This is a genomic window from Pseudomonas sp. Sample_11 (assembly GCF_004307505.1).
In the GTDB taxonomy this organism is placed as follows: domain Bacteria; phylum Pseudomonadota; class Gammaproteobacteria; order Pseudomonadales; family Pseudomonadaceae; genus Aquipseudomonas; species Aquipseudomonas atacamensis.
In genome coordinates, this window is sequence record NZ_RCOD01000058.1 from 1 (window position 1) to 25,941 (window position 25,941).

Here is a 25,941-nt window from a genome sequence, read left to right on the forward strand (position 1 = left end):
AGGGATCGCCTTGCAGGGGCTCGAAAGTGAAACGCAGGTCGCTTTGGCGGGGCATCGCACGACTCCTTGTCGAGTGCCGGATTGATTCGATCAGAGCTTGCCAAGCTGCGAGTTTCCAGAGCGCTGCCGGGCTGCATGATGGAGGTTGGACCGCTCGTGCGAGCGTTTTCGCAGGACTGCGGAAGCAATCCTAGGAGTGCGGAATGGTGCGTTCAATCCTGAGAAGACAATCAAGAAGACTCTTACGAGGGCGACACGAAGGCCCGTCAGACTCTTCTGAAATTAGCACTGTCGAGTGCCCAATTAAGGGAGCGAGCCTGCTCGCGAAAGCGGTGTGTCAGTCGGCGAATGTTTCACTCATACACCGTCATCGCGAGCAGGCTCGCTCCCACAGGGGTTTGCGTGAGTCAGGGCAGCAAAATGATCTTGTCGCCGCCGCCCTGATTGACCTCGTCATAGCGCGCCAGCCCTTCAGCCAGCGGCACCTCCACCAAGCCCTGCGGCAGCGGCAAGCGATCCTCATCGAAGAACCGCCCGAACTGCTCGAGCATCGCCGCGCACGCCTCAACGCCGTACAACAAAGAGTTGATCCCGACCACCGAGCCGCCTTTTCGATAGAGCGCCAGCGCCGGCAATTGCACGTGGCCGTCGACCGGCGCGGCGATGATGGCGATGCGGCCGAAGGTGGCCAGTGCCGCCACCGAGGCGGGCAGCCAGAAACCGGTGGTGTCGAAGATCACATCGGCGCCGCCGCGATACACCGCGTTGACCTGCGCACCGAGGTTTTCTGGCTTATCCAGTTGAATCGTCTGATAGCCCTGCTGCTGCAGATCGGCGACCTGCTCGGGCCGGCGCGCCGCCGCCAGCAATTGCGCGCCGCGCACTTTTGCCAGGGCCAAAGCCGCAGTTGCCACTGCCCCGCCGCCGATTACCAGCAAACGCGTATCGGCGCTGACCAGGCTGCGTTCCAGCGCATCCCACGCCGTGGTGTACGGCACGCCAAGGCTGGCCGCCTGAGCAAAACTCAAATGCGCCGGTTTGTGCGCCACGCCGCTGGCCGGCAGTTTGACGAACTGCGCATGGGCGCCGTCGGCGAAGAAGCCCAGCTCGCGCCCGGTACCCCAGACTTCCTGACCGATCAGTACTTGCGGCCCCTCGACCACCACCCCGGCAAAATCCCGCCCCGGAACCCGTGGCAGTGTGGTGTAGGGAAAACGCCCGAGAACGTTTTTCACATCGCTGGGATTGAGCCCGGCAGCCTTGATCTGCACCAGCACTTCATCGGCGCCGGGCACCGGGGTCGGAACGTCGACGAAACGCAGGGAGGACAGGTCGCCGGTCTGATCGAATTGCAACGCTTTCATGGGCACATCCACCGAAAAGAAAAAAGGAAATTCAGGACACCCAGCCAGCGACCAGTTGCCGGCCCAGCGGCCACAACTGCTCACCGGCCAACATGCCGAGCAGACCGACCAGCGCGATCGCCGGTGGTGCGGGAGAACGGAAGTCGAGCGCGCCATAGAGCAGGCCGACGCCCAGGCCAATGGCCAGAGAAATGAGGTAGTTCATGGGGGAACTCCGCCGCGATAAGTGATGGGCAGAGTCTAGGGAAACGGGCGGAGCGGTATCGGCCAAGGACTTCTGAATTTCGGACAAAAACCCCAATTCACAAAGAACCTTGTGGGAGCTGGCTTGCCAGCGATAGCGGTGGGTCAGTCAACATATCCGTTGAATGCCAAGCCGCCATCGCTGGCAAGCCAGCTCCCACAGGGATCTCACAAATCAGACATTTGTTCTACACGGCAAATTGCGAAGGCGCCACCCCCAGCTCCCGGCGAAACATGTCGCTGAAGCTGCTCGGTGAATAACCCAGTTCGCGAGCAATGACGCTCACCGCCACGCCCTGAATCAACGCTGCCGCCGCCGTCGCCAACTGCACCTGCCGTCGCCACTCGGCGAAGCCCATGCCAAGGCTGTCCTTGAACAGCCGCGCCAGCGTACGCACGCTGGCCCCGGCGTTCTGCGCATGCTGCTCGAACGGGATCTCCAGCGACGGCGCGGCCATCACGGCCTGACACAGACTCATCAGACGCCGGTCGGACTCGTCCGGCAGCGGAATCTTCAGTTGCGAACGCCTGGCCCGGCGCAGTTCCAGCAACGCCAGCCCGACCAGTGCCTCGTAATAGTCAGCCTCGCCGGCATCGCCCTGCGCCACCAGCCCGACGATCAACTCGCGCAGCAGACCACCGACTTCGATCACCTGCACCGTCGCATCCAGGGTCGCCGCCAGCGCCGGGCGCAGGTAGATATTGCGCATCTGCAAATCCGACACCACACGAATCCCGTGCGGCACTCCCGGCGGCAACCACACCGCCCGCTGCGGCGGCACCACCAGCGCTTCGTGCGGGGTTTCGACCCACATCACCCCGCTCATCGCATACAGCAACTGCCCCCAGACATGCTCGTGCGGCTCGATGAACAAACCACGCGGATAGGTTCGCGCCAGCGGTTGCACGGGCACATCGGTGTCGGTCAGATCAGGGGGCGCGGCGAGGGCCATGGCGAACGTTCACAGGGGGTTGGCGAAGCCGCCATGGTAACCAGCACGCCGCGCACTCGCCAACGATAGCTACCGTCGGACAATCCGAATGAATTTTCCCGGCACAGCGCGATCCGTTTAATACCACAGGGAGGAATTCGGGCTTTATGAACAACGCAAAACTTTACGTCATCGACTACACACTGCATGGCACCCCCAAGTCGTTCATTATCCGCTCGGACAAAATGGACAACGCCGAAGCCTGGCATTGGGCAAGCTGCGACGCGGGCGTGGGTCGCATCCCGCGCTTCGGCCGCGAGAAAGTGCAAAAGACCAGCAAACCGATGGCAGAAAAATTCGGCCTGGAAAACGTCACCTGGCGCCAGACCAACTGACCCCACCGCCCTCACCGCAGGCTTGGCAATCGACAGGGGGAATCGACCGATGACCGACACTTATCACCCGGCCCGACTGGACTACGGCCTGACCACCTTCTTCGGCCAGATCACCAAAACGGTGAATTGCCAAGTCGCACTGGAAACCGTTGCGGATGACCCTTACCGATTCACCCTGTGCGTCCAGGCACCGGTACCGGAAGACCTCCACCAAGCCAAGGTTGTGGTGGTCAAGGTCGAAGGGCGAACCTTGCAAGGCACGGTGAGGCACTTTGAGCGGCAGGAAGACGACAGTCTGAAAATGGAAGTGGAGCCTGATTAGGCTCCACTTTTTTTTGCCGCGCTTATTTCGGATGAGCGCAACCGCAACCCTTCATCGCACACTCTTCACCGTGTTTGTGGTGATGAGCGCAAGCCTCGCAGCAATAGTGCTTACCGTGTACAGCGTAGGAATGTTCGCCTTCTTTGATCGTGCAGTTGCAGCCCGGGCAGTCGCATTTTTTATCGGACATGGGACAGACTCCTTGCGTGGTGGTTGTCTGAGGCTTGCGAGCAAGCCATATGGGACAGTGTAGAAGGTGGTGTTGCAGGCTGGCCAACTGTTGAGAGATTGGTCGACCCAGAGATGGCTTTCGCGAGCAGGCTCGCTGCCACCAGAACAACTTCGCGCAGCACGACCTGCGCAGACATCAAAAGCCCCTCACCCTAGCCCTCTCCCGGAGGGAGAGGGAACTGACCGCGGTGATTGCGAGAAACCCGCCGACGTGGAATACCGAGTCGAACGCAGATTTTGAAAAGCCCGAAAATCGGCCCCCTCTCCCCCGGGAGAGGGCTGGGGTGAGGGGCGAATCCCAGCACAAAACCAAAGCCAGACACCACCCGCTCCTAACCACTCAAAACAATGAGCGCAAGCTCGAGTACCGCTTTTGATCTTGATCTCAGAGCCCGTCGGCAGGCTGAGTGGAGGGATTGATCCGGACGTGCGAGCGCAGCGACCGAACGACGCAGTCGTACACAGCGGAACCGCCAGAAGCAACACCCGCAGCAACGGATATGTACACAGTCAAACAAATAAAATCACTGCGCCTGCCGCGAACTCCGATACATAAACACCAAAGCCACCGCCAGACACACCATCGCCAACATCCGGCTCGGAGACAAGCCGATCGCCGGATTCCCCAACCAGCCGAAATTGTCGATCAACATCCCCATCCCCAACTGCCCGACAATCACCGCCACCGTCGCCACAGCCGTCCCGACCACCGGCACCGCGCCAACCATCACCATCATGTACACCACGCCGAACAGCGCCCCGGTCAACTGCCACTTCGGCACCTCAAGCAGACTCACCGCCTGCGCCGGCTCGAAAAACAGAATCAACAACCCGGTCACCACCGCGCCCACCGCAAAGGTCAGCAGACTGCTACGCAGCACCCCCACCGTTTCACCCAGACGCCCATTGATCGCGGCCTGCACACTCAACACCGCACCGGCCAACACCACCACCGCCAACAAAATCACCAGACCCATCACTCACCCCCGCGCAATCAGAACCAAAGCCACCACAATCAAGCCCAACGCCAGCCAGCGCTCGCCGTTGACCTTCTTGCGCGTCGCGCCGAACCAGCCGAAATGGTCGATCAGCACACTCTTGCCGACCTGACCGGACAAAATCGCAATCATCGTCATGGCGATGCCGATATGCGGCGTCGCCAGCGTCAGCACCACCACGTAGATCGGCCCGAGAAACCCGCCGATCAACTGCCAGCGCGGCAACTCGGTCAGCGCCGGCCCTTTTTGCGGACCGGCGAACAGCAAGAGCAAAAACAGGATCGCCGAACCCACGCCGAAGATGCTCAACGTCGCCCACAAATGCCCGACCTGCTCACCCAGCGGCCCGAGCAAACCAGCCTCGACCGACAAGCCCATGCCAGCGAGAATCACCAGCGGCAGCAACAGCAGACGCAACACCGAGCTTTTCACCGGTGCCGCAACTACCCCTTCATCCAACGTCTGCATACATAACCTTCCACGCTCAAAAACAATGGCGCGGATTATCGGCTGGCGCCGCTGTGCGATAAATGGGAGCATCCGGACAACACTTTTGCGCAATACGCACAGCGAGACATGGCATGCACGGGCTCAACGAACTCGGATTCAAAGCGTTAAGGCTGTTTGTAGCAGTCCTCGACCACGGCAGTTTTTCCGAAGTCGCCCGCCGCGAAGGGGTCGCGCCCTCCTCCATTTCACGGCAGATCCAATTGATGGAGCAGGCGCTCAACCAGCAATTGCTCTACCGCCACACCCGCGCCGTCACCCCGACCGAAGCCGGGCGCACGCTGGGGCACCATGCGCGGTTGCTGTTGGTGCAACTGGAAGAAGCCGAACAGGCGTTGCAGGAACAGCAAAGCGAACCCACCGGACTGGTGCGCATCAACGCCCCGGTGGTATTCGGCCAGCGCCATCTGACGCCCTGGCTGGGCGAGCTCTGCGCGCGCTATCCGAAGCTGCAACTGGATATCCAGCAAACCGACCATTACGTCGATCCGTTGCAGGAAGGCGCCGACCTGCTGTTTCGCATCGGCGCGCTGCACGATTCGAGCATGCAGGCACGCATTGTGGCGCCGCACCGCTTTCAGGTCGCCGCCAGCCCGGCCTATCTCAAACGCCACGGCACGCCGCAGCATCCCGACCAACTCGCGCAACATCAGTGCCTGGCCTACAAAGGCGCGTCCGGTCAGCAGCGCTGGTTTTTCCGCCGTGATGGCGAGGACTGGACGCCGTACACGGTCAGAGGCCCGATCACCGGCAACCACGCCGACACCCTGACCCAAGCCGCCCAGCAAGGCCTTGGGCTGGTGATGTTTCCGTCGTGGCTGATCGGCGAAGCGGTGCGCAAGGGCACACTGGTGCCGGTGCTGGGGGAATATCAGGTGTCGAACAGCCTGGAACCGCAGCAGATCGCCGTGCTGTGGCCGGGGAGCCGACGGTTGTCGGTGAAGGTGAGGACGGTGATTGATTTTTTTGTCGAGTGCTTTGGCGAAATTCCCTACTGGGACAAACCTTAAACCCACGCGATCCCAATGTAGGAGCTGCCGAAGGCTGCGATCTTTTGATCTTGGTCTGTTGATCTTTCACAAGCAGATCAAAAGATCGCAGCCTTCGGCAGCTCCTAGAGGGGATTGCGGACGCGTCAGATACGGAACTGCCCGACCAGCTTGCCCAACCGCTGCCCGAGCTCCGCCAGACTGCGCGACGTTTGCGCGCCCAGTTGCGTTTCATCGGCGACGCTGTCCACCGCCACGGCAATCTGATGCACGCTGCGGTTGATCTCTTCGGCCACGGCCGTCTGCTCTTCCGCTGCGCTGGCGATCTGCGCGTTCATCGAGTTGATCGTCGCGATCAACTGCGCCATGGCATCCAGCGATGCACCGGCCTGATTGGCTTGCTGCGAAGTACCGTCGCCGGCCTCGCTGGAACGGCGCATCGCTTCGACCGCCTGCTGCGTACCGGCCTGCAAGCGGTCGATCATGCCCTGGATTTCCTGGGTGCTGATCTGCGTGCGGCTGGCCAGTGCGCGTACTTCGTCCGCAACCACCGCAAAGCCACGCCCGGCCTCACCGGCACGTGCCGCTTCGATCGCGGCGTTGAGCGCCAGCAGGTTGGTCTGCTCGGCAATCGAACGGATCACCCCAAGCACGCCGACAATCGAACTGACGTCCTGCTGCAAGCTGTCCAGCGACACGCCGCTGTTGCGGATGTCGTCGACCAGCGCATGAATCTGCTTGATGCTGCCCGCGACCACGCGCTTGGCGCTCTGGCCTTCTTCGTCGGTCTGCTGAGCGGCGACGGCGGCGTTTTGCGCGCTCTTCGCCACTTCCTGGGCGGCGGCGGACATTTCGTTGATCGCCGTGGCGACCTGATCGGTTTCGTGGCGCTGACGCTCCATGGCCTGATCGGAACGCTGCGCCTGTTCCGAGACCTGGGTGACCAGCCCGGTGAGTTGCGTGGTCATCTCGGTAATCTGCCGCACCAGGCCGTGGATCTTGTCGACGAAACGGTTGAACGAGCCGGCCAGTTCGCCGAGTTCGTCCTGGCTGGTGATGTTCAGGCGTCGGGTCAGGTCACCCTCGCCCGCCGCGATGTCGTCGAGGTTGGCTTTCATCAGGGTCAGCGGGCGCAGAATGGTGTTGGCCAGCAGCATGCCCGCCGCCGCGATCACCAACAGCACCAGCACCGCAACGCCGACAATGCTCAGCACCACGCCTTGCACGCGCTCCTGCACTTGCGCCTCGACCTGCGCCACTTGTGCTTCGATGCCGTCGAGGTTGACCGAAGTACCGACCGCCATGTCCCACTTCGGCAGGTATTCGGTGTAGCCGAGTTTCGGCACCAGCACCTTGGCGTTGCCCGGCAGCGGCGAGCTGTATTGCAGATAGTGGGTGCCGTCCTTGGCCACTTTGACCAGGCCGAGGTTGACGTAGACGCCGTTCGGATCGCGGTTGTCCTTGAAGCTTTTGCCCACGCCGTCGGGGTCGTTGGCCTTGAACAGGCGCACGGTCTCGGAGTCGTAGCCGAAGAAGTAGCCGTCCTTGCCGTAGCGGATGCCCGAGAGCAATTTGATCGCCTGCGCCCGCGCCGCGTCGTCGCCCGGTGCGGCGGCGTCGTACAGCGGTTTGATCGTGGTCATGGCCACGGCGACGTAACTTTGCAGGGTGGCCTTGGCGTCGCTGAGCAGCCGCTCGCGGGTCTGTTCGACCTCCTTGCGCGCCTGTTCCTGGAGGATGAACAGCGTGGTCACGCTGATGACCAGCGCAAAGAGCAGCACCGGCAGAACGGCAAGGGACAGGACTTTAGCCTTGAGACTCAGGCGCATCGGGGGACTCACTCTTTTGATTTTGTTGGCGTGGTTAAAGGCTTTAACGGCACGCCGGAGCAAAAGTTGAGTCCGGGAAATACCCAGGCCCCTGTGGGAGCGAGCTTGCTCGCGAAAGCGTTGGCTCAGCAACCTGTGTGTCGACTGACACGACGCCTTCGCGAGCAGGCTCGCTCCCACATTGGGCAATTGTGGATTTTTTAGAGAACCATCGCCGCCGCCCAGCCAAACACCAGCAGCGGCAGGTTGTAGTGCAGGAAGGTCGGTACGACGGTGTCCCAGATGTGGTGATGCTGGCCGTCGATGTTCAGACCCGAGGTCGGGCCGAGGGTCGAGTCCGAGGCCGGCGAACCGGCATCGCCCAGCGCGCCGGCAGTGCCGACGATGCAGACGATGGCGATCGGGCTGAAGCCCAGTTGCACGCACAACGGCACGAAGATCGCTGCGAGAATCGGCACGGTGGAAAACGACGAACCGATGCCCATGGTCACCAGCAAGCCCACCAGCAGCATCAACAAAGCCCCGACGCCTTTGCTGTGATTGATCCAGGCCGCCGACGATTCGACCAGCGTCTGCACCTGCCCGGTGGCCTTCATCACTTCGGCAAAACCTGAGGCGGCGATCATGATGAAGCCGATCATCGCCATCATCTTCATGCCTTCGGTGAACAGATCATCGGTCTCGCGCCACTTGACGATGCCCGACACCGAGAAAATCAGAAACCCGACCAGAGCGCCGATAATCATCGAGTCCAGCAGCAACTGCACCACGAATGCCGAAGCAATGGCCACACCAGCGATCATCAGGCTCAGCGGGTTGTAGTGCACCGCCGTCTGCTCGACCTGTTCGATTTTGGCCAGGTCATAAACGCGCTTCTTGCGATAGCTGATGAACGCCATCGCCAGGCCGAAAACCATGCCCAGCGCCGGAATGCCCATGGCGTGGGTGACATTGATGCCGCTGATGTCGACGCCGCTGCGGGCGACGTTGGCCAGCAGGATTTCGTTGAGGAAGATGTTGCCGAAGCCCACCGGCAGAAACATGTACGGAGTGATCAGGCCGAAGGTCATGACGCAGGCGATCAAACGGCGATCGAGTTGCAGCTTGGTCAGTACATATAGAAGCGGCGGCACCAGCAGCGGAATGAAGGCGATGTGGATCGGCAGGATGTTCTGCGAGGCAATCGCCACCACCCACAGCAGGCCGATCAGCAGCCATTTGACGTTACCGCCGCCGGTTGCATGCTGCCGATCCACCATGGCCAGGGCCTTGTCGGCCAGCGCATGGGCCAGGCCCGACTTGGCAATCGCCACGGCGAAAGCGCCGAGCAAGGCGTAGGACAACGCCACGGTCGCGCCGCCGCCCAAGCCGCTGTTGAACGCCTTGAGTGTTGCGTCGATGCCCAGACCGCCGGTCAGGCCACCGACCAGCGCCCCGACGATCAGCGCGATCACCACATGCACGCGCGACAGGCTGAGGATCAGCATGACGCCGACGGCTGCTATGACTGCATTCATTTCACTACCTCAAAAAACACTGCGGGTGCAAACACACCGCCAGACAGGATGAGTCCGCCCGGGGTTGGCCGGCGGAGGTGTACAGAGGGTCTTGTTAGAGGGCGCGCACTGTGCCGCAGAGTGGCGGCGGTGTCAAAGCCCTGTGGCGAGGGGATTGATCGTTCCCACGCTCTGCGTGGGAATGCAGCCCGGGACGCTCCGCGTCCCTTCCAGAGCCGAACGCGGAGCGTCCGTTGCGGCATTCCTTTGCTGCGCGTGGGAACGATCATTACCCTATACGCAAATGTCACGACTGCTTCGCAGCCGAACGGGGATAAATCCCCTCGCCACAGGACCACAGGACCACAGCACTACAGCACTACAGGACTACAGGACTACAGGACTACAGGACTACAGGACTACAGGACTACAGGACCACAGGACCACAGGCCCCGCATGCGGCAATCGGTCATATTGCGCTCACGGCATAAAGAAAGCCGAAACGCGGCCGCTACAGTGCAAAGTCTCAGATATTTATCGGATAAGGATGTTTTCCATGTCGCTCAGACAACTTTCCATCCAATGGAAAATCACCCTGCTCGCCGGCCTCTGCCTGGCCGGTATCGTGACCCTGTTGGTCGGTCTTTCGCTGTATCGCATGGAACACAGCTCGGCGCTGGTCAAGGCCTCGAGCATGGAGATGCTCACCGAATCGGCGCAGGCGCGTATCGAGTCGCAAGGTGAAGTGCAGGCCGCCGGCATTCGTCAGCAGTTCATGGACGCCTATCAGTACGGCCACGGCTTCTCGCGGCAGGTACTGTTTTTGCGTGAGCAGGCCGAGAAGCGTTTTCTCGATGCCTTCGATCTGCGCGAGGACATGACCCGTCAGGTCAAATCCGCGCTGCAAGCCAACCCGGACCTGCTCGGCCTGTCGCTGGTGTTCGAAGCCAACGCGCTGGACGGCAAGGACGAACTGTTCGCCGATCAGGCTGAACTGGGCAGCAACGACAAGGGCCGTTTCGCCCTGTACTGGTCGCAGCCGACCCCGGGCAAAGTCACCTCGATGGCGCTGCCGGAAAGCGACATGAGCGACACCAGCACCGGCCCCAGCGGTCAGGCCGCCAACGCTTGGTTCACCTGCCCGCGCACCACGCTCAAACCGTGTGTGATCGAGCCGTACTTCTATGTCATCGACGGCCACAAAGTGCTGATGACCAGCATCGTCTTCCCGCTGCAGGTCAACGGCAAAGTCATCGCCTCGCTGTCGGTCGACATCAATCTCAACAGCCTGCAAGCGATCAGCCAGAACGCCAGTCGCAAGCTTTACGACGGTCAGACCGCCGTCAGTATCGTCAGCCCCGCCGGCCTGCTCGCCGGTTACAGCCCGGATGCCGGCAAACTCAGCCAGCGCCTGGATGCGGTGGATCAGGCCAGCGGCAGCGAGTTGCTGCGCTTGCTCGCCGCGAGCACTGGCGTGAGCAGCCTGCACAGCAACGGCCAGTTGAAAGTGCTGTCGCCGTTCCAGCCGATTCCCGACGGGCCGGCGTGGGGCGTGTTGCTCGATGTGCCGGAGAAAGTCCTGGTCAGCCGCGCCGAAGCGCTCAAGCAGCAACTGGATGCGAGCAATACCTCGGGCACACTGATCGAACTGAGCCTGGGCCTGCTCGCCGCGCTGATCGGTCTGCTGCTGGTGTGGCTGATGGCGCGCAGCGTGACCAAGCCGATCCTCGGTGTGGCGCACATGCTTGAAGACATCGCCAGCGGCGAAGGCGACCTGACCCGGCGTCTGGCCTACGACAAGCAGGACGAGCTTGGCCAGTTGGCCGGTTGGTTCAACAAGTTCCTCGACAAGTTGCAGCCGATCATCGCCGAGGTGAAGCACTCGGTGCAGGATGCGCGCAACACTGCCGACCAGTCCTCAGCCATCGCCACCCAGACCAGCGCCGGCATGGAGCAGCAATACCGTCAGGTCGATCAGGTCGCCACCGCTTCCCACGAAATGAGCGCCACTGCCCAGGACGTTGCGCGCAGTGCTGCGCAGGCCGCCGAAGCTGCCAAGGACGCCGACCGCGCCACCCGTCAGGGCCTGACCGTGATCGACCGCACCACCGCAAGCATCGACACCCTCGCCGCCGACATGAGCGCAGCGATGGTTCAGGTCGAAGGGCTGGCTGCGAACAGCGAGAAGATCGGCACGGTGCTGGAAACCATCCGCGCCATCGCCGAGCAGACCAACCTGCTCGCTCTCAACGCCGCCATCGAAGCCGCCCGCGCCGGTGAAGCCGGACGCGGTTTTGCCGTGGTCGCCGACGAAGTGCGCAACCTTGCGCGCCGCACTCAGGAGTCGGTGGAGGAAACCCGCCAGGTCATCGAGCAATTGCAGAACGGCACGCAGGAAGTGGTCGGCTCGATGGGCAACAGCCATCGTCAGGCCCAGGGCAGTGTCGAGCAGGTGGGACAGGCTGTCACCGCGCTGCGGCAGATCGGCGGTGCGGTGACGGTGATCAGCGACATGAACCTGCAGATCGCCAGTGCTGCCGAAGAGCAGAGCGCGGTGGCTGAGGAGATCAATAACAACGTGGCAACGATTCGCGATGTGACGGAATCGCTGTCCGGACAGGCGAATGAATCGGCTCGGGTGAGTCAGTCGCTCAACAGCCTGGCGAATCAGCAGCAGCGGTTGATGGATCAGTTCCGGGTCTGACTTTGACGACATGTAGGAGCTGTCGAGTGAGACGAGGCTGCGATCTTTTGATGTTGCTATACCAGATCAAAAGATCGCAGCCTCGTTTCACTCGACAGCTCCTACAAGATTTGCGCAAGGCGCCGGGTCAGCGCTTAGGCAGTTCAATCACCACTTTCAACCCGCCCCACTCGCTTTCGCCCAGCACCAGCAAGCCACCCCACGTATCGACGATATCCCGCACGATCCCAAGGCCGAGCCCATGCCCGTGGGTCTGCTCATCCAGGCGCGTGCCACGGCTGAACACCTGAGTGCGTTGCTCTTCGGGAATCCCCGGGCCGTCATCTTCCACGCTCAGGGCAAAGCCGTCAGACCTTTCGATCACACTCAAGCGCACCTCGGCATCGGCCCATTTGCAGGCGTTGTCGAGCAGGTTGCCGAGCAGTTCGAGCAAGTCCTCGCGATCCCACGGCAGCTGCAAACCCGGCGGTGCGACGTAGTTCAAGGCCAGATGCTCGCCGTGAATCATGTTCAGCGTCGCCAGCAACCCCGGCAACTCGGCATCGCAATCAAACAACGCGCCGGGCAGCGCATCCCCGGACAACCGCGCGCGATTGAGTTCGCGATTCAAGCGCTGCTGCACCTGCTCCAGTTGCTCCTTGAGAATTCTGCGCAGCTCGGGATGGTCATCGAGCTTGTCGCTGGAGGCCAGGCTGAGCAGCACCGCCAACGGGGTTTTCAGCGCGTGGCCGAGGTTGCCCAAGGCATTGCGCGAGCGCTTGAGGCTGTCTTCGGTGTGGGCGAGCAAATGGTTGATCTGCGCCACCAGCGGCTCCAGTTCCACCGGCACCTGATCGTCGAGTTGCGAGCGCTGGCCCTGTTGCAACTGAGCGATCTGCTCGCGCGCGCGTTCCAGCGGTTTCAGCGCGCGGCGCACGGTCAGGCGTTGCAGGAACAGGATCAGCAGCAACGCCGCCAGCCCCAGGCCGAGGCCGATCTGGCGCATGCGCTGGAAGCTGTCGCTGACCGGCGTGTAATCCTGGGCGACGCTGATCGAGATCGACTGACCCAGGCGTCGATAGTCTGAGCGCAGTATCAGCAGGCGTTGCCCGTCCGGCCCCAGTTGCAGGTTGCTGTGCAGCCCCGGGTGTTGCAGCAGCGGCAGTTCCTGATCCCACAGCGAGCGCGAACGCCAGTGGCTGTCGGAAAAATCGATGCGAAAGTAATGCCCGGAAAACGGCCGCTGATAGGCCGGCGACAGATGCCGTTCATCCAGTTGCAGACCTTGCGGGCCGCGCACCAGCGCCACCAGCAGGCTTTCGCTGTCGTTGCGCAGGCCGGCTTCGAGGTAGCGCTGCAAACCGACTTCGAACAACCACAGGCTGGTTTGCGCCAGCACCAGACCGACCACCACCATCACGCTGATCAGACCCAGGCTCAAACGGCGCTGGATTGATCTCATGAAGTTTGCCCGCCGAACAGGTATCCCTGACCGCGACGGGTTTCGATCACGCTTTTGCCGAGCTTGCGCCGCAGGTGATTGACGTGGACTTCGAGGACGTTGGAGTCACGCTCGGTCTCACCGTCGTAGAGGTGTTCGGCGAGGTGGCTTTTCGAGAGGATCTGTTCGGGGTGCAGCATGAAATAGCGCAGCAGACGGAATTCAGCGGCGGTCAGCTGGATGTCGGCGCCGTCGCGAACCACGCACTGGCGGCCTTCGTCCAGATGCAGGCCGGCGGCTTGCAGGGTCGGCTGGTTGGCCTGGCCCTTGGAGCGGCGCAGCAGCGATTGAATGCGCAGGTACAGTTCTTCCGGGTGGAACGGTTTGGTCAGGTAATCGTCAGCGCCGGCTTTCAGCCCTTCGATGCGCTCGGCCCAGGAGTCGCGCGCGGTAAGGATCAGCACCGGAATCGCCAGACCGGCCGCGCGCCACTGCGCCAACACGTCCAGCCCCGGCACGCCGGGCAGGCCGAGGTCGAGGATGATCAGGTCATAGGGCTCGCTGCTGCCCTGATACACCGCATCGCGGCCATCGGCCAGCCAATCCACCGCGTAGCCTTGGCGTTGCAGGCCGGCGAGCAATTCGTCGGCCAGCGGTACGTGGTCTTCCACCAGAAGCAAACGCATCGATCAATCTTCCTTGTCTTTGACTAACTCGCCGGTATCGGCCTTCAGGTGCAGCTCGCGCGCCACGCCTTCGACCGTCAGCAATTCGACTTCGTAAATGTACACGTCGTGTTTTTCTTCCAGCTCGACTTCCAGCAGTTTGGCGCCGGGGTAGCGATCCATGGCCTGCTGCAGCACTTGCTCCAGCGGCAGGATCACGCCATCGCGACGCAGGGCCAGCGCCTCGTCCTGATCGAGGTCGCGAGCCATGGCCGTGCTGCACAACAACACCAGCGCCAGCGCCGTCAGGCGGGTGGCGCGACTATTCAGCTTCATTACGTATCCTGATGATCCCTGAGCACTTCACCATCGACCGCGTTCAACTCCAGATCCCACTTCAGCCCTTTCGGGTCGCGCAGTTCGATCTGGTAAATGAACTTGCCGTACTCTTCCTCCAGCTCGGTTTCGGTGATTTCCGAACCGGGGTGTTTTTCCAGGGCGATGGCGTTGAGCTTCTCGAAGGAGACGATAGTACCAGCGTCGCGCAAACGAAGCGCTTCGTCAGGTCCGAGATCGCGCGCCAGCGCAGTGTGGGCGCCAAGGCCGAGGATCGAGGCAGTGGTCAGGGCAGTCAGGGTTTTCATGGGTGTCTCCGAATTCTTATATGTTGCTTACGGTGGGCACCATAGCGGGATCAACTTAACTGAAACTGAATGGCCATCATTGTGCCCCCTCAGTCCGATCGTTCCCACGCTCCGCGTGGGAATGCCTCAAGGGACGCTCCGCGTTCCAATGGGACGCAGAGCGTCCCCGGCTGCATTCCCACGCAGAGCGTGGGAACGATCTGTACGTCGTCGTCACGGGCCCTCCCACAGGATTCGGCGGTGTGCTTATAATCGCCAGCTTGCTAACGATCGAGACCGGTATGACCGCCATCCACATCAAGTTTCCCGCCCTCACCCTCAAGGCCGGCCCACGGGCCATGGCGCGGATTCGTGCGCAGGGTTTGCACGCCGCGGACGTCGGCACCCTGCCCGGTGCGGCCGGTGGGCCGAAGGCGTTGGGGATTCAGGGGCTCGATCTGGCGTTGTTCGGCGAGTGGCTGCCGAGTGCGCCGCGTGAGCGTTCGCTGATCGGCGCCTCGGTGGGTTCCTGGCGCTTCGCCAGCGCCTGCCTGCCGGACGCCGCCGAAGGCATTCGCCGCCTCGGCCAGCTCTACGCCGAGCAGCATTTCAACAAAGGCGTGACCATGGCCGAGATCAGCCAGAGCTCGCAGCGCATGCTCAATGATCTGCTCGACGGCCGCGATGCGAGCATCCTCGAAAACGCCGATTACCGACTGAACATCATGGTGGTGAAAAGCCAGGGCCGCCTCGCTGAAGACCATCGCGGGCGCCTCGGTCTGGCGCTGGGTTCAGTGATCGCCGACAACCTGCGCGGCCGTGCACGCCTGTCGCGACACTTTGAGCGGCTGATCATCCACGATCCGCGCCTGGCGCCGCCGCTTGATGCCTTGACCGATTTCCCCTCGCGCTTCGTTGCCCTCAACACCGGCAACCTGCGCCAGGCCCTGCTCGCTTCCGGATCGATCCCGATGGTCATGGAAGGCGTACGCGACTTGCCCGGCGCCGGCGCGGGTACGTTCCGCGACGGCGGTTTGCTCGACTACCATCTCGACCTGCCCTACAGCGGCGACGGTATCGTGCTCTATCCGCACTTCACCGATCGGGTGATTCCCGGCTGGTTCGACAAGACCCTGCCCTGGCGCCGCGCTTCGGTGCAGCGTTTGCAGGATGTGCTGCTGGTCGCGCCGTCGAAGGAATATCTGGCGCGCCTGCCCTACGGCAAACTGCCCGACCGTAACGACTTCAAACGCTTTATGGGCGATGCGCCGAGCCGGCAGAAATACTGGCACACGGCGATGGACGAGAGCCGCCGACTGGGCGACGAATTTCTCGAACTGACGGCCAATGGTCGCCTCGCCGAGCGCTTGCTGACCCTTTAGTCAGCACGGCCAAAGACAAGCTGATAAACTCGCCGCCTGCCCGAATCGCTGCGGCGAACGCCATCTGAACAGAGCCGAAAATACCGTGGAAATCTTCAAAGAGTTTACTTTCGAATCCGCCCACCGCCTGCCGCACGTCCCGGACGGCCACAAGTGCGGACGCCTGCACGGCCACTCGTTCAAGGTCGCGCTGCACCTGAGCGGCGACCTCGACCCGCACACTGGCTGGATTCGCGATTTCTCCGAGATCAAAGCGATTTTCAAGCCGCTGTATGAGCGTCTCGACCACAACTACCTGAACGACATTCCCGGCCTGGAAAACCCGACCAGCGAAGTACTGGCCAAATTCATCTGGAACGAGATGAAGCCATTGCTGCCGGAACTCAGCGCGATCCGCATTCATGAGACGTGCACCAGCGGCTGCATCTATCGCGGCGAATAAGCACCACACATCTCCCCGCCCCTGTGGGAGCGAGCCTGCTCGCGAAAGCGTCGTTCCAGTCAATTTATTCGGTGACTGACACTCCGTATTCGCGAGCAGGCTCGCTCCCACATTGGGCTCCTGGTGCATTAAGTGCACTGCTTTCGCGCTGAAAACCCCAGTCGCGTCTCCACATTCGGTCACTTGCGTCGCTTGGCACGACCGCTGCAACCCTTCTGCGTCTTCCCCTTCCAGCAAGGACTGCCTCATGACGCAGAACGCCTCCGGCAACGATTACCCGCTCAGTGAAGTGCCCATGCACGCGCGCAAAGGCCTGGCCTCGACGGCGATGGTGTTACTGGGCTTCACGTTTTTCACCGCGACCATGTTTGCCGGCGGCAAGCTGGGGGTCGCGTTCGGTTTCGCCGAGATGATGGCGGTGATCATTGTCGGCAACCTGCTGCTCGGTCTGTACGCGGCAGGCTTGGGTTACATCGCCTTCAAGAGCGGCCTCAATTCGGTGCTGATGGGCCGTTTCTGTTTTGGCGAAGTTGGCAGCAAGCTCAGCGATCTGATCCTCGGCTTCACCCAGATTGGCTGGTACGCCTGGGGCACGGCGACGGCAGCGGTGGTGATCGGCAAGTATTTCAATCTCGATGAAACCACCGTGCTGGTCCTGATGGTGCTGTTCGGTCTGGGTTTCTGCGCTACGGCGTACATCGGTTATCGCGGACTGGAGATTCTCTCGTACATCGCGGTGCCGGCGATGATGTTGCTGCTGATGCTGTCGATGTGGGCAGCGACCGTGAAAGTCGGCGGCTTCGAAGGCTTGCTCAGCGTGGTGCCGACCGGTTCGCTGGACTGGTCGACGGCGATCACGCTGGTGTTCGGCACCTTCGTCAGCGGCGCAACGCAAGCCACGAACTGGACGCGATTTTCGCGCTCGGCAAAAGTCGCGGTGCTGGCCAGCCTGATCGGTTTTTTCATCGGCAACGGCCTGATGGTGCTGATCGGCGCGTATGGCGCGATCGTCTATCAACAGCCGGATGTGGTTGAAGTGCTGCTGTTGCAGGGCTTCGCCATGGCCGCGATGGCCATGCTGTTGCTGAACATCTGGAGCACTCAGGACAACACCATCTACAACTTCGCCGTCGCCGGCTGCAACCTGCTGCGCACCGGGCGGCGCAAGACTGTGACCCTCGGTGGCGCGGTGATCGGCACCCTGCTCGCCCTGCTCGGCATGTACGACATGCTGGTGCCGTACCTGATTCTGCTCGGCACGGTGATTCCGCCGATTGGCGGAGTGATCATGGCTGACTTCTTCTACCGCTGGCGCGGGCACTATCCGCGTCTGGCCGACGCACGGTTGCCAGCGTTCAACTGGCCGGGCCTCGGGGCCTACGGGGTGGGCACCGTCGCTGCGTTCAGTTCGCCCTGGGTCGCGCCGCTGGTAGGCATTGCCGCTGCCGCGCTAACGTATGTCATCGTCACCGGTGTGCTCGGCGCCCGTCGCGTCAGCGCACCACTACAAGACCTATAAAAAGGATTCGCCTGATGCACATCATCAACGCCCGCCTGCGCAACCAGGAAGGCCTGCACGAATTGCACCTTGAAGACGGCCTGATCCACAGCATCGCCCGTCAGACCGAAGCGCCGACCCTCGGCGCGGATGACCTCGATGCCGGCGGCAATCTGGTGGTGCCGCCCTTCGTCGAGCCGCACATCCACCTCGACGCCACCCTCACTGCGGGCGAGCCGCGCTGGAACATGAGCGGCACGCTGTTCGAGGGCATCGAATGCTGGGGCGAGCGTAAGGTCACCATCACCGAAGAAGACACCAAGACCCGCGCCAAGAAGACCATTCAGGCCCTGGCCGCCCACGGCATTCAGCACGTGCGCACCCACGTCGACGTCACCGACCCGCAACTCACCGCGCTCAAAGCCATGCTCGAAGTGCGTGAGGAAAGCCGTTACCTGATTGACCTGCAAATCGTCGCGTTCCCGCAGGAAGGCATCGAGTCGTTCCGCAACGGGCGCGAGTTGATGGAAGAAGCGATCCGCATGGGCGCCGACGTGGTCGGCGGCATTCCGCATTTCGAATACACCCGCGATCAGGGCGTCAGCTCGGTGAAGTTCCTGATGGACCTGGCCGAGCGCACCGGCTGCCTGGTCGATGTGCATTGCGACGAGACCGACGATCCGCATTCACGCTTCCTTGAAGTGCTTGCCGAAGAAGCGCGCAGCCGCGACATGGGCGCCCGCGTCACCGCCAGCCACACCACGGCGATGGGCTCTTATGACAACGCCTACTGCGCCAAACTGTTCCGCCTGCTCGGCCATTCCGGGATCAGCTTTGTTTCCTGCCCGACCGAAAGCATTCATCTGCAAGGACGTTTCGACAACTTCCCCAAACGCCGGGGCGTGACCCGCGTCAATGAACTGCTCGAAGCCGGGATGAACGTGTGTTTCGGCCAGGATTCGATCGTCGACCCGTGGTATCCGCTGGGTAACGGCAACATCCTGCGCGTGCTTGAAGCGGGTTTGCACATCTGCCACATGCTCGGTTATCGCAACCTGCAAAGCGCGCTGGATCTGGTCACCGACAACAGCGCCAAAGCCATGCACCTGGGCGAGCGCTACGGACTGGAACAGGGCCGCCCGGCGAACTTGCTGATTCTCTCTGCGGACAGCGACTACGAAGTGATCCGCAGCCAAGGCCTGCCGCTGTATTCGATTCGCGGCGGCAAGGTGTTGATGAAGCGGCAGATGCCGGTGGTGGAGTTCAGTTGAGATTGCGCTGGGGCTGATGGCCTCATCGCTGGCAAGCCAGGCTCCCACAGGTTTTGTGTTGAGCACATGATTGGGCCCTCATGCAAAACCTGTGGGAGCCTGGCTTGCCAGCGATGGCGTCGGCCGAATCAAGCGATCAACCGCGCCGTGCCAAACAATCTGACGCGCAGCAATTCCCCTTCCGAAACCTCAAGCAAAACCGGTGCGGCGCCACCCGGCATGACCACCCGCACCTCACCCGCCTCGGCCCAACCCACCCGCCACGCGGCACACGCGACCGCACTGGCGCTGGTGCCGGAAGACGCGGTTGGTCCTTCGCCACGTTCGAATACCCGGGCGAGGACTTGCTGCGGCGACACCAGCGCGGCCCATTGCAGATTGACACCCGCCGGGCACGGATTGCCGGCACCGTTGGGCATCGCATAGGCGATCGCTGTAAGCCGTTGGTTCAGGGTGGGTTCACGCATCTGTTCGTTGCTCGGCAGAGCGGACGCATCGCCGAGCAGCGTTACACAGTGCGGATTGCCGATACGGACGAATTGGCTGTGGCTCCAGTCAGGATCGAGTTCCGCCAGGGGCTGGACATGGCTGACGTCGCGATGATTGAACTGAGCGTTTTCAACCGTCTGCGCACCCACTGCCTCCGGGCCGAAGCCAGGCTGGCCGAGGTCGAGCCAGAAACCGCGCACGCCTTCGATTTCGGCAGGTTTTACCGAGGTTTCCAGCGCTTCGCCCTTGTCATGATGAACGCGCAACACGACGCCCTGCTCCGCTATCAAGCCTTGCTCGGTCAATGCCTGAGAAAAAATCGTCAGGCCGTTACCGCTGCGCTCGGCGAGGCTGCCGTCGGTGTTGACGATCAGTACATCGAACGGCGCAGATGCCTGAAACGGGCCGATCAGCAGGCCGTCGCTGCGGTGGGGTTTGCTGTTGGCCGGGCGCTGGCCTTCGGGCCAGTGACAGCACAAAGCGATGGCTGCCTCGCTCCATTGCTGCCTGGATACGGCGCACTCTGCGGCCCTCGCTGGCAAAGCGATTCCGGCTTCGCGCAAGGTTTGGGGCGAGACCACTCCGTAGATATTGCCGCGTGCGTCGTAGAAGCTCGTCATGCCTTGTTCCCGTATTCCATGCTGGCGAAAATCCGACTGTAAACCGCAAACCAGTGTGGGAGCGAGCCTGCTCGCGAAGGCGGTGCGTCAGTCGACAATTCCATATTTGACCCACCGCTTTCGCGAGCAGGCTCGCTCCCACAGGGTAGGATGTTCACCGTTATGCCCCGAAAGGCCTGAGATCGAACCTCAACGCCGTCAGAATGTCACTCGGGATGCAGTTGTTTTTTTGCCAAGGATCGATATGACCAGCCTCAACCCCCAAGACACCTTCGTCCCCGGACGCCTGGAACAGATGTCCACGCGCGTTGCCTTTTTCATTGCCGGCCTCGGCATCGCCGCGTGGGCGCCGCTGGTGCCGTATGCCAAGGCGCGGGCCGGGCTGGATGAGGGCACGCTGGGATTACTGCTGCTGTGCCTGGGTGTCGGCTCGATTCTGGCGATGCCGCTGGCGGGGATTCTCGCCACGCGCTTCGGCTGCCGACGTGTGGCCACCGGCGGCACCTTGCTGATCTGCGCGGCGCTGCCGTTGCTGGCGACGGTGTCCTCGATCCCGGCGCTGATCGCCACGCTGTTCATGTTCGGTGCCGGCCTCGGCACGGTGGATTCGACGGTGAACCTGCAAGCAGTGATCGTCGAGCGCGCCAGCGGCAAGCACATGATGTCGGGTTTCCACGGTTTGTTCAGCCTCGGCGGCATTGTTGGTGCGGCGGGCGTCAGCGCCCTGCTCGGCCTCGGCCTGACACCGCTGGCAGCGATGCTGGTCGTCGTCGTGTTGCTGATCGGCGCCTTGCTCAAGTGCGTGCCGCACATGTTGCCCTACGGCAGCGAAAGCTCCGGCCCGGCGTTCGCCATTCCCCATGGCATCGTGCTGTTCATCGGCGGCATGTGCTTCATCGTGTTCCTCACCGAAGGCGCGGCGCTGGACTGGAGCGCAGTGTTCCTCGCTCAGGAACGCGGGATCGACACGGCATACGCAGGCCTGGGTTACGCAGCGTTTGCCCTGACCATGACCGTCGGCCGTCTGCTCGGTGATCGCATCGTGCGCAAGCTCGGTGCGACGCGGATCATTCTGTTCGGCGGGCTGTTGGCGGCGGCGGGACTGTTTCTCGCCACCTTCGCGCCGAGCTGGCAAGCGGCGCTGCTCGGTTATGCACTTGTCGGCGCCGGTTGCTCGAACATCGTGCCGGTGCTGTACACGGCAGTGGGCAAGCAGACGGTGATGCCGGAAAGCATCGCGGTGCCGGCGATTACCACGCTGGGTTATGCCGGGATTCTCGCCGGGCCGGCGGTGATCGGTTTTGTCGCGCATGCCAGCAGCCTGAGTTTTGCCTTTGGCCTGATGGCGGTGCTGTTGGTCGCGGTGGCCATCGGCGGTAAGACATTGAAAGTATGAAGATTAGCGCGACACCTGTCAGGTTTGACACTAGACAGGCTTCGACCCTTTGAATCATGGTGATTTCCAGCCCCGCGGAAATGGAAATCTGTCATGAACATTCGAATTGGATCGGCTGTTGCACTTATCGCTCTTCTCCAGGGATGCGCCTCCGTCAATCGATACGACTGGGGCGAAGGCGCAGCCAACTTTGCTCCCGCTGAGCGGCTGGCCAATGCCGACGGACGTTATGCGCATTGGCAAGCCATTGGCCGTGTCGAAGTTGAAGGTGGCATGACCTGCTCCGGTACACTCATTGACACACGAGAACCCGGTACTGTGTCGAATCCGGCTTATGTGCTGACCTCCGGACACTGCACACATCCGGAGATAGGCAATAACGAGGTCATCGTCAATCAGCCTGCAAAGGGTCGGGTGACGTTCAATTATTTTTTCGACACGCAACCGCGCAGTCGCTCATATGCGGTAGGCCGGATTGGCTGGAGCACGCTACGTGGCCAAGACATCTCTATCGTTGAACTTGCCACCTCTCTGGAACAGTTGATCAGCGACGGTATTGAGCCTCTGAAACTGGCGCATGCCCCCTTGCCCCCTGAAGAAAACATTTTGATCACCGGCGCGCCCGTGAACGGCTTCATTCAGCGAATGGCATGCAAACAGGAACATTCGGCAGCGGTCATCGAAGGCCCTTGGCGATGGGTAGGACAATCGAGCAACCGTTGTCTCGATGTTGTCAGTGGATTATCCGGCTCACCATTGCTTGCGCGTTATACCAATGAAGTCGTGGGTGTGTTGGGCACTACCACGCGCGGAAGTGACCGTAATCGATGTGACAAGGGCGCCCCCTGCGAAGTCATTGCCGGGCAGGTCAACAAGCGAACTGCCACCAACTACGCCTCCACAACCGAAGGTCTGGATGCTTGCTTCACCAAGGGACGTTTCGACCCGCGTCCGGGTGACTGCCCGCTGGGAGCGGCATGGTCTTTTCCAACATCATCGCAAAACAGCGATTACATCAGAGTCGAGCGTGACGAGCACGGACAAGTCGTGCCATGGCATTGGCTGCAAACCTTCGCATTGAGCGCTCCCTACTACCGCTATCGCTATACGCGCACGCTGGACGAATGCCAGTCGCTTGCTGGGTATAGCCAGGTACAAACCGCTCGCCCTGGTTCCGAGAATCAGTTGAGCCATGAACTCAAAGAAGGTGCGGGGCTATATTTTCTCTGCCTGATTGGCCAACAGCGGCCTACGGACGTGCCAAAACAATCGGATGGAAAAACCCCCAGCATCTATTGGCGGTGGTTGCTGGAAGCACCAGCGCCGTTGGCGCCGGCCTATAAAATCGAATGGGTGGGTGACGATGACTACGATGTCAGGGTTTTTTCGGTCTCACCGGATCTGGATCCCTTTCAATTTCAATACAAGTCCGGGCAGCCCGGGAGCGTCAACTGCAATGACGGGCAGGGATTCCAGCGCGTACCGCCCTCCACGGGCGTGTTCCATGTTTCCGTTGCCAATGGCCAGCAGAACGTCTGCCTCAAAGGCGCAGACCTGGCTGGGAATCCCGGACCGACCATCGACTTTCTGATTCCTCAATAGCTTCAGGCCTGTTGTGGCTGAGCCGTGTGAAACCGGTTCAGCCACAACAGCGCCTTAGAAACCGACGCTGGCCTGCACGAAGAACGTGCGCGGTGCGCCGACATACATCCCCGAGTTGTTGTCGCTGGAGCGGGTGAAGTACTGCTTGTCGAAGACGTTCTTCACCCCGGCACCGAGCTTGAGGTTCGACACCTGCGGACCAAAGTCATAGCCGCCGCGCACGTTCCAGGTCACGTAACCCGGGATGTCGCCGTACTGCCCGTCCGCCGTGCCTTCAGTGATGTAGTTGCCATTGAAGCTGCCATCCGCATTCACACCGGTGCCCGGCGAACGCTGTTTCGATTGGGCGAAGCCATCGATGTTGTACGTCCAGCGGTTGATCTCGTAACGCAAACCGACCGTGGCCACCTGCCGCGAATAGAACGGCAGATCGCGGCCCTTGAAGCCGGGGATCTCGCCTTCATAGGTGGCGCGGGTGTAGGTGAAACCGGCGTTGGCGGTCAAACCATCGAGGCGCGGATCGAGGGCGGCCATGTCGTAGTGCGCCGAGGCTTCGATGCCCTGGTGCTTGGTCGCGCCGAGGTTGGTCCAGCCGACGTCGTTGCTGATGTATTGCAGTTCGTCATCGAAGTCGATGTAGAACAGCGTCACCTCGCCGCCCCAGACATCATCGTTGTAACGCGTGCCGATCTCGTAGGTCTTGGCCTTTTCCGGCTCCAGACCGTTGGCGGTGCTGTCACCCGAACCGCCCTGGCCGAGCTGGAAATATTGCAGGCTGCCGAACGAGGTTTCGTAGTTGGCGAACAGTTTCCAGGCATCGGAGAGGTGATACATCACGCTCAGCGCCGGCAGCGGCTCATTGCTTTCGATGCTGCGGTTTTTCTCCTGGACCGGCCGGCCAGCGGTGTCGAGCACGGCGCGGTCGTGCCAATCGGTGCTGATGTGTTCGAAGCGAATGCCTGGGGTGATGGTCCAGTTGCCGACGTCGATCTTGTTGTCGACATACACCGAATTGGCCTCGGTGCCACCGGTGCGATCCTGGAATACATGGCCGTCAGAGGTTGGCGTGACCACCGGCTGATTGTTGACCAGCGCCAGACGACTCGACTCTTCGTGCATCGCCTCTTTCAGATAGCGATAACCGACGCTGACTTCCTGGGTGGTCGGGCCGACATCGAACACCCGCGACACGCGCGGCTCGATGCCGAGGGTGTAGTAGGAACGCGGGTACGAGCTGAGGGTGCGCTGATCGCGCGCGGCGATGGTGCTGCCGCGAAAGCTGTCGGTGTAATAGGTGAGAATTTCTGCCTGAGTGCGCTCGTCGATCTGGCGGATCCACTTGAACGACACGTCTTTGCGCCGGCCTGTGAACTGGTCGTAGTCACGCACCGATTCGTACGGTTTGTCGTCGTACTGACGCTGGGTCAGGCCGCCGGGCATGTCGGCATTGGCGTCGTAGTAGTGGAAGTTGAGGCTGAAGTCGTCCTGATCGGTCGGCGCCCAGTGCGTCTTGAGCAGCACGTCGTCGATGTCGTTACCGTTGTTGCGCTCGCGATAGCCGTGGCCGTTGACGCCGGAGTACAGCAGCGCGACGCCCATGCCGTTGTCGGCGGTGCCGCCAAGAAATGCGGTGTCGATGTGTTTCCAGCCGCCGTACTGCGTGGTTTCCAGGGTGGTGCCGATTTCGCCGGTGGTTTTCTCCGGGATCGCGCGGGTCACGAAGTTGATCACGCCGCCGACGTTCTGCGGCCCGTAACGCACGGAACCGGCGCCACGCACGACGTCGATGCTGTCGAGATTGCCCGAGGAAATCGGCGCCATCGACAGTTGCGGCTGGCCGTACGGAGCAAACGCGGCAGGTACGCCGTCGATCAGCACGGTCGAGCGTGGCGACAGGCGCGAAGTCAGACCGCGTACGCCGACGTTGAGGGAAATATCACTGCCGCCGGTGCCATTGGAGTCCTGCACCTGCACGCCGGGCACGCGTTTGAGCACGTCGCTGACGTTCATCGCGCCCTGCTCGACCATCGCTTCGCGGCGAATCACCGTGCGTGCGCCGGGGTGGTTCTGCACCACCGCCGCGTCGGCGTCACCGAGCCAGTCGCCGACCACTTTGATGTCGGTCACGCCGAGCTCCAGCGGGCCGTTGCTGGCTGCGGAGGTGGCGGCTGGAGCGAGCGTCACCGAGCCTTCATTGATCTGATAATCGAGACCGCTGCCCTGCAACAGCTGCCGCAAAGCCTGCTCTGGCGAAAGGTCGCCGTCGACCGCTGGCGCCTGTTTGCCGGCCACCAGTTCGGGGCTGAAAAACACCTGCAGCGAGGTTTGCTGGCCCAGCTCGCTCAAGGCCTGGCCCAGCGGTTGCGCGCGAATATGAATGGCTTCAGCGGCAAACGCCAATGGCATCGCGGCACTGACCGCCAGCGCCAAGGCCAGTGGCAACCAAGGGGATTTTTTATTGTGGGTTGTGGTGATGTTCACGTCGTACGCAGTCCTGTGGATCGCAAGAGTGTGCGGCTGTTA

General features: G+C 61.8%; 24 protein-coding genes and 1 pseudogene. 11 read left to right on the plus strand and 14 right to left on the minus strand.

Going from position 1 to position 25,941, the window contains the following annotated elements; translation table 11 throughout:
• Positions 1-407: 407 nt before the first annotated feature.
• The 3 genes from D8U60_RS16900 to D8U60_RS16910 all read right to left on the minus strand — a co-directional run bounded on the left by D8U60_RS16900 (position 408) and on the right by D8U60_RS16910 (position 2,560).
• Entirely contained in the window at positions 408-1,364 is a 957-nt protein-coding gene (locus tag D8U60_RS16900; protein ID WP_130900546.1) for a zinc-binding alcohol dehydrogenase family protein, read from the minus strand.
• A gap of 31 nt (positions 1,365-1,395) precedes the next feature.
• Positions 1,396-1,569, minus strand: coding sequence for a DUF1427 family protein (locus tag D8U60_RS16905; RefSeq protein ID WP_081932387.1), 174 nt, complete (start codon positions 1,567-1,569; stop codon positions 1,396-1,398).
• Positions 1,570-1,795: 226 nt separating this feature from the next.
• Positions 1,796-2,560 (minus strand): helix-turn-helix transcriptional regulator, encoded by a 765-nt coding sequence (locus tag D8U60_RS16910; protein ID WP_130900547.1) that lies wholly within the window; start codon positions 2,558-2,560, stop codon positions 1,796-1,798.
• A 146-nt stretch (positions 2,561-2,706) separates the two neighbouring features.
• Between D8U60_RS16910 and D8U60_RS16915 the strand changes: the two genes are divergently transcribed.
• A complete protein-coding gene (locus D8U60_RS16915) occupies positions 2,707-2,934 on the plus strand; it encodes a DUF6555 family protein (RefSeq protein ID WP_016775403.1) in 228 nt (75 codons plus the stop codon).
• 49 nt (positions 2,935-2,983) lie between these two features.
• On the plus strand, positions 2,984-3,256 hold the full coding sequence (locus D8U60_RS16920) for a hypothetical protein (RefSeq protein WP_041477230.1): 273 nt from the start codon (positions 2,984-2,986) through the stop codon (positions 3,254-3,256).
• Between the two features lie 22 nt (positions 3,257-3,278).
• Here the strand turns inward: D8U60_RS16920 and D8U60_RS16925 are convergent, their stop codons facing one another.
• The 3 genes from D8U60_RS16925 to D8U60_RS16935 form a co-directional block, all read right to left on the minus strand.
• Positions 3,279-3,446 (minus strand): metallothionein, encoded by a 168-nt coding sequence (locus D8U60_RS16925; protein ID WP_016775405.1) that lies wholly within the window; start codon positions 3,444-3,446, stop codon positions 3,279-3,281.
• 565 nt (positions 3,447-4,011) lie between these two features.
• On the minus strand, positions 4,012-4,464 hold the full coding sequence (locus tag D8U60_RS16930) for a DMT family transporter (RefSeq protein ID WP_016775406.1): 453 nt from the start codon (positions 4,462-4,464) through the stop codon (positions 4,012-4,014).
• 3 nt (positions 4,465-4,467) lie between these two features.
• On the minus strand, positions 4,468-4,953 hold the full coding sequence (locus D8U60_RS16935) for a DMT family transporter (protein ID WP_110603826.1): 486 nt from the start codon (positions 4,951-4,953) through the stop codon (positions 4,468-4,470).
• 113 nt (positions 4,954-5,066) lie between these two features.
• Between D8U60_RS16935 and D8U60_RS16940 the strand changes: the two genes are divergently transcribed.
• A complete protein-coding gene (locus D8U60_RS16940) occupies positions 5,067-6,002 on the plus strand; it encodes a LysR family transcriptional regulator (protein ID WP_130900548.1) in 936 nt (311 codons plus the stop codon).
• Positions 6,003-6,127: 125 nt separating this feature from the next.
• On the opposite strand, the gene D8U60_RS16945 is transcribed toward D8U60_RS16940, so the two are convergent.
• Positions 6,128-7,810 carry a methyl-accepting chemotaxis protein gene (locus D8U60_RS16945; protein WP_016775408.1) on the minus strand — a complete coding sequence of 561 codons (1,683 nt, stop codon included), beginning with the start codon at positions 7,808-7,810 and terminating at the stop codon, positions 6,128-6,130.
• Positions 7,811-8,010: 200 nt separating this feature from the next.
• Positions 8,011-9,327 (minus strand): Na+/H+ antiporter NhaC family protein, encoded by a 1,317-nt coding sequence (locus D8U60_RS16950; RefSeq protein ID WP_073471388.1) that lies wholly within the window; start codon positions 9,325-9,327, stop codon positions 8,011-8,013.
• Positions 9,328-9,862: 535 nt separating this feature from the next.
• On the opposite strand from D8U60_RS16950, the gene D8U60_RS16960 reads away from it, so the two are divergent.
• Positions 9,863-12,010, plus strand: a complete 2,148-nt coding sequence (locus tag D8U60_RS16960) for a methyl-accepting chemotaxis protein (RefSeq protein WP_130900550.1) — start codon at positions 9,863-9,865, stop codon at positions 12,008-12,010.
• Positions 12,011-12,137: 127 nt separating this feature from the next.
• On the opposite strand, the gene D8U60_RS16965 is transcribed toward D8U60_RS16960, so the two are convergent.
• From D8U60_RS16965 to D8U60_RS16980, 4 genes are read right to left on the minus strand one after another with little or no spacing between them, the layout of a single operon-like run.
• Positions 12,138-13,451 carry a sensor histidine kinase gene (locus D8U60_RS16965; protein WP_130900551.1) on the minus strand — a complete coding sequence of 438 codons (1,314 nt, stop codon included), beginning with the start codon at positions 13,449-13,451 and terminating at the stop codon, positions 12,138-12,140.
• Positions 13,448-14,116 carry a response regulator transcription factor gene (locus tag D8U60_RS16970; RefSeq protein ID WP_130900552.1) on the minus strand — a complete coding sequence of 223 codons (669 nt, stop codon included), beginning with the start codon at positions 14,114-14,116 and terminating at the stop codon, positions 13,448-13,450. The genes D8U60_RS16965 and D8U60_RS16970 overlap by 4 nt, the downstream gene beginning before the upstream one ends.
• Positions 14,117-14,119: 3 nt before the next feature.
• Positions 14,120-14,431: a PepSY domain-containing protein gene (locus D8U60_RS16975; protein WP_016775413.1), complete on the minus strand. Its 312-nt coding sequence runs from the start codon at positions 14,429-14,431 to the stop codon at positions 14,120-14,122.
• Complete coding sequence (locus tag D8U60_RS16980) at positions 14,431-14,739, minus strand: PepSY domain-containing protein (RefSeq protein WP_110603822.1); 309 nt, start codon at positions 14,737-14,739, stop codon at positions 14,431-14,433. The genes D8U60_RS16975 and D8U60_RS16980 overlap by 1 nt, the downstream gene beginning before the upstream one ends.
• Positions 14,740-15,020: 281 nt before the next feature.
• On the opposite strand from D8U60_RS16980, the gene D8U60_RS16985 reads away from it, so the two are divergent.
• The 5 genes and pseudogenes from D8U60_RS16985 to codA all read left to right on the plus strand — a co-directional run bounded on the left by D8U60_RS16985 (position 15,021) and on the right by codA (position 19,311).
• Positions 15,021-16,100, plus strand: a complete 1,080-nt coding sequence (locus tag D8U60_RS16985) for a patatin-like phospholipase family protein (protein WP_130900553.1) — start codon at positions 15,021-15,023, stop codon at positions 16,098-16,100.
• 85 nt (positions 16,101-16,185) lie between these two features.
• Complete coding sequence (queD, locus tag D8U60_RS16990; protein WP_007915588.1) at positions 16,186-16,542, plus strand: 6-carboxytetrahydropterin synthase QueD; 357 nt, start codon at positions 16,186-16,188, stop codon at positions 16,540-16,542.
• A pseudogene (locus D8U60_RS27920) lies at positions 16,539-16,652 on the plus strand (metal ABC transporter ATP-binding protein); the annotation flags it as partial. The gene queD and the pseudogene D8U60_RS27920, both read left to right, overlap by 4 nt.
• Positions 16,653-16,789: 137 nt before the next feature.
• The gene (gene codB / locus D8U60_RS17000; RefSeq protein ID WP_130900554.1) at positions 16,790-18,061 is read left to right on the plus strand and encodes a cytosine permease; all 1,272 of its coding nucleotides are present in this window, start codon (positions 16,790-16,792) and stop codon (positions 18,059-18,061) included.
• 14 nt (positions 18,062-18,075) lie between these two features.
• Positions 18,076-19,311 carry a cytosine deaminase gene (gene codA, locus D8U60_RS17005; RefSeq protein ID WP_130900555.1) on the plus strand — a complete coding sequence of 412 codons (1,236 nt, stop codon included), beginning with the start codon at positions 18,076-18,078 and terminating at the stop codon, positions 19,309-19,311.
• A gap of 128 nt (positions 19,312-19,439) precedes the next feature.
• Here codA and D8U60_RS17010 read toward each other — a convergent pair whose 3' ends face one another.
• Positions 19,440-20,420 carry a diaminopimelate epimerase gene (locus D8U60_RS17010; protein ID WP_130900556.1) on the minus strand — a complete coding sequence of 327 codons (981 nt, stop codon included), beginning with the start codon at positions 20,418-20,420 and terminating at the stop codon, positions 19,440-19,442.
• A gap of 244 nt (positions 20,421-20,664) precedes the next feature.
• Between D8U60_RS17010 and D8U60_RS17015 the strand changes: the two genes are divergently transcribed.
• Together D8U60_RS17015 and D8U60_RS17020 are read left to right on the plus strand one after the other, a co-directional pair.
• Positions 20,665-21,816 (plus strand): MFS transporter, encoded by a 1,152-nt coding sequence (locus tag D8U60_RS17015; RefSeq protein WP_130900557.1) that lies wholly within the window; start codon positions 20,665-20,667, stop codon positions 21,814-21,816.
• A 93-nt stretch (positions 21,817-21,909) separates the two neighbouring features.
• A complete protein-coding gene (locus D8U60_RS17020; protein WP_130900558.1) occupies positions 21,910-23,418 on the plus strand; it encodes a trypsin-like peptidase domain-containing protein in 1,509 nt (502 codons plus the stop codon).
• Positions 23,419-23,472: 54 nt separating this feature from the next.
• On the opposite strand, the gene D8U60_RS17025 is transcribed toward D8U60_RS17020, so the two are convergent.
• Complete coding sequence (locus D8U60_RS17025) at positions 23,473-25,899, minus strand: TonB-dependent receptor (RefSeq protein ID WP_130900559.1); 2,427 nt, start codon at positions 25,897-25,899, stop codon at positions 23,473-23,475.
• Between the last annotated feature and the right edge of the window lie 42 nt (positions 25,900-25,941).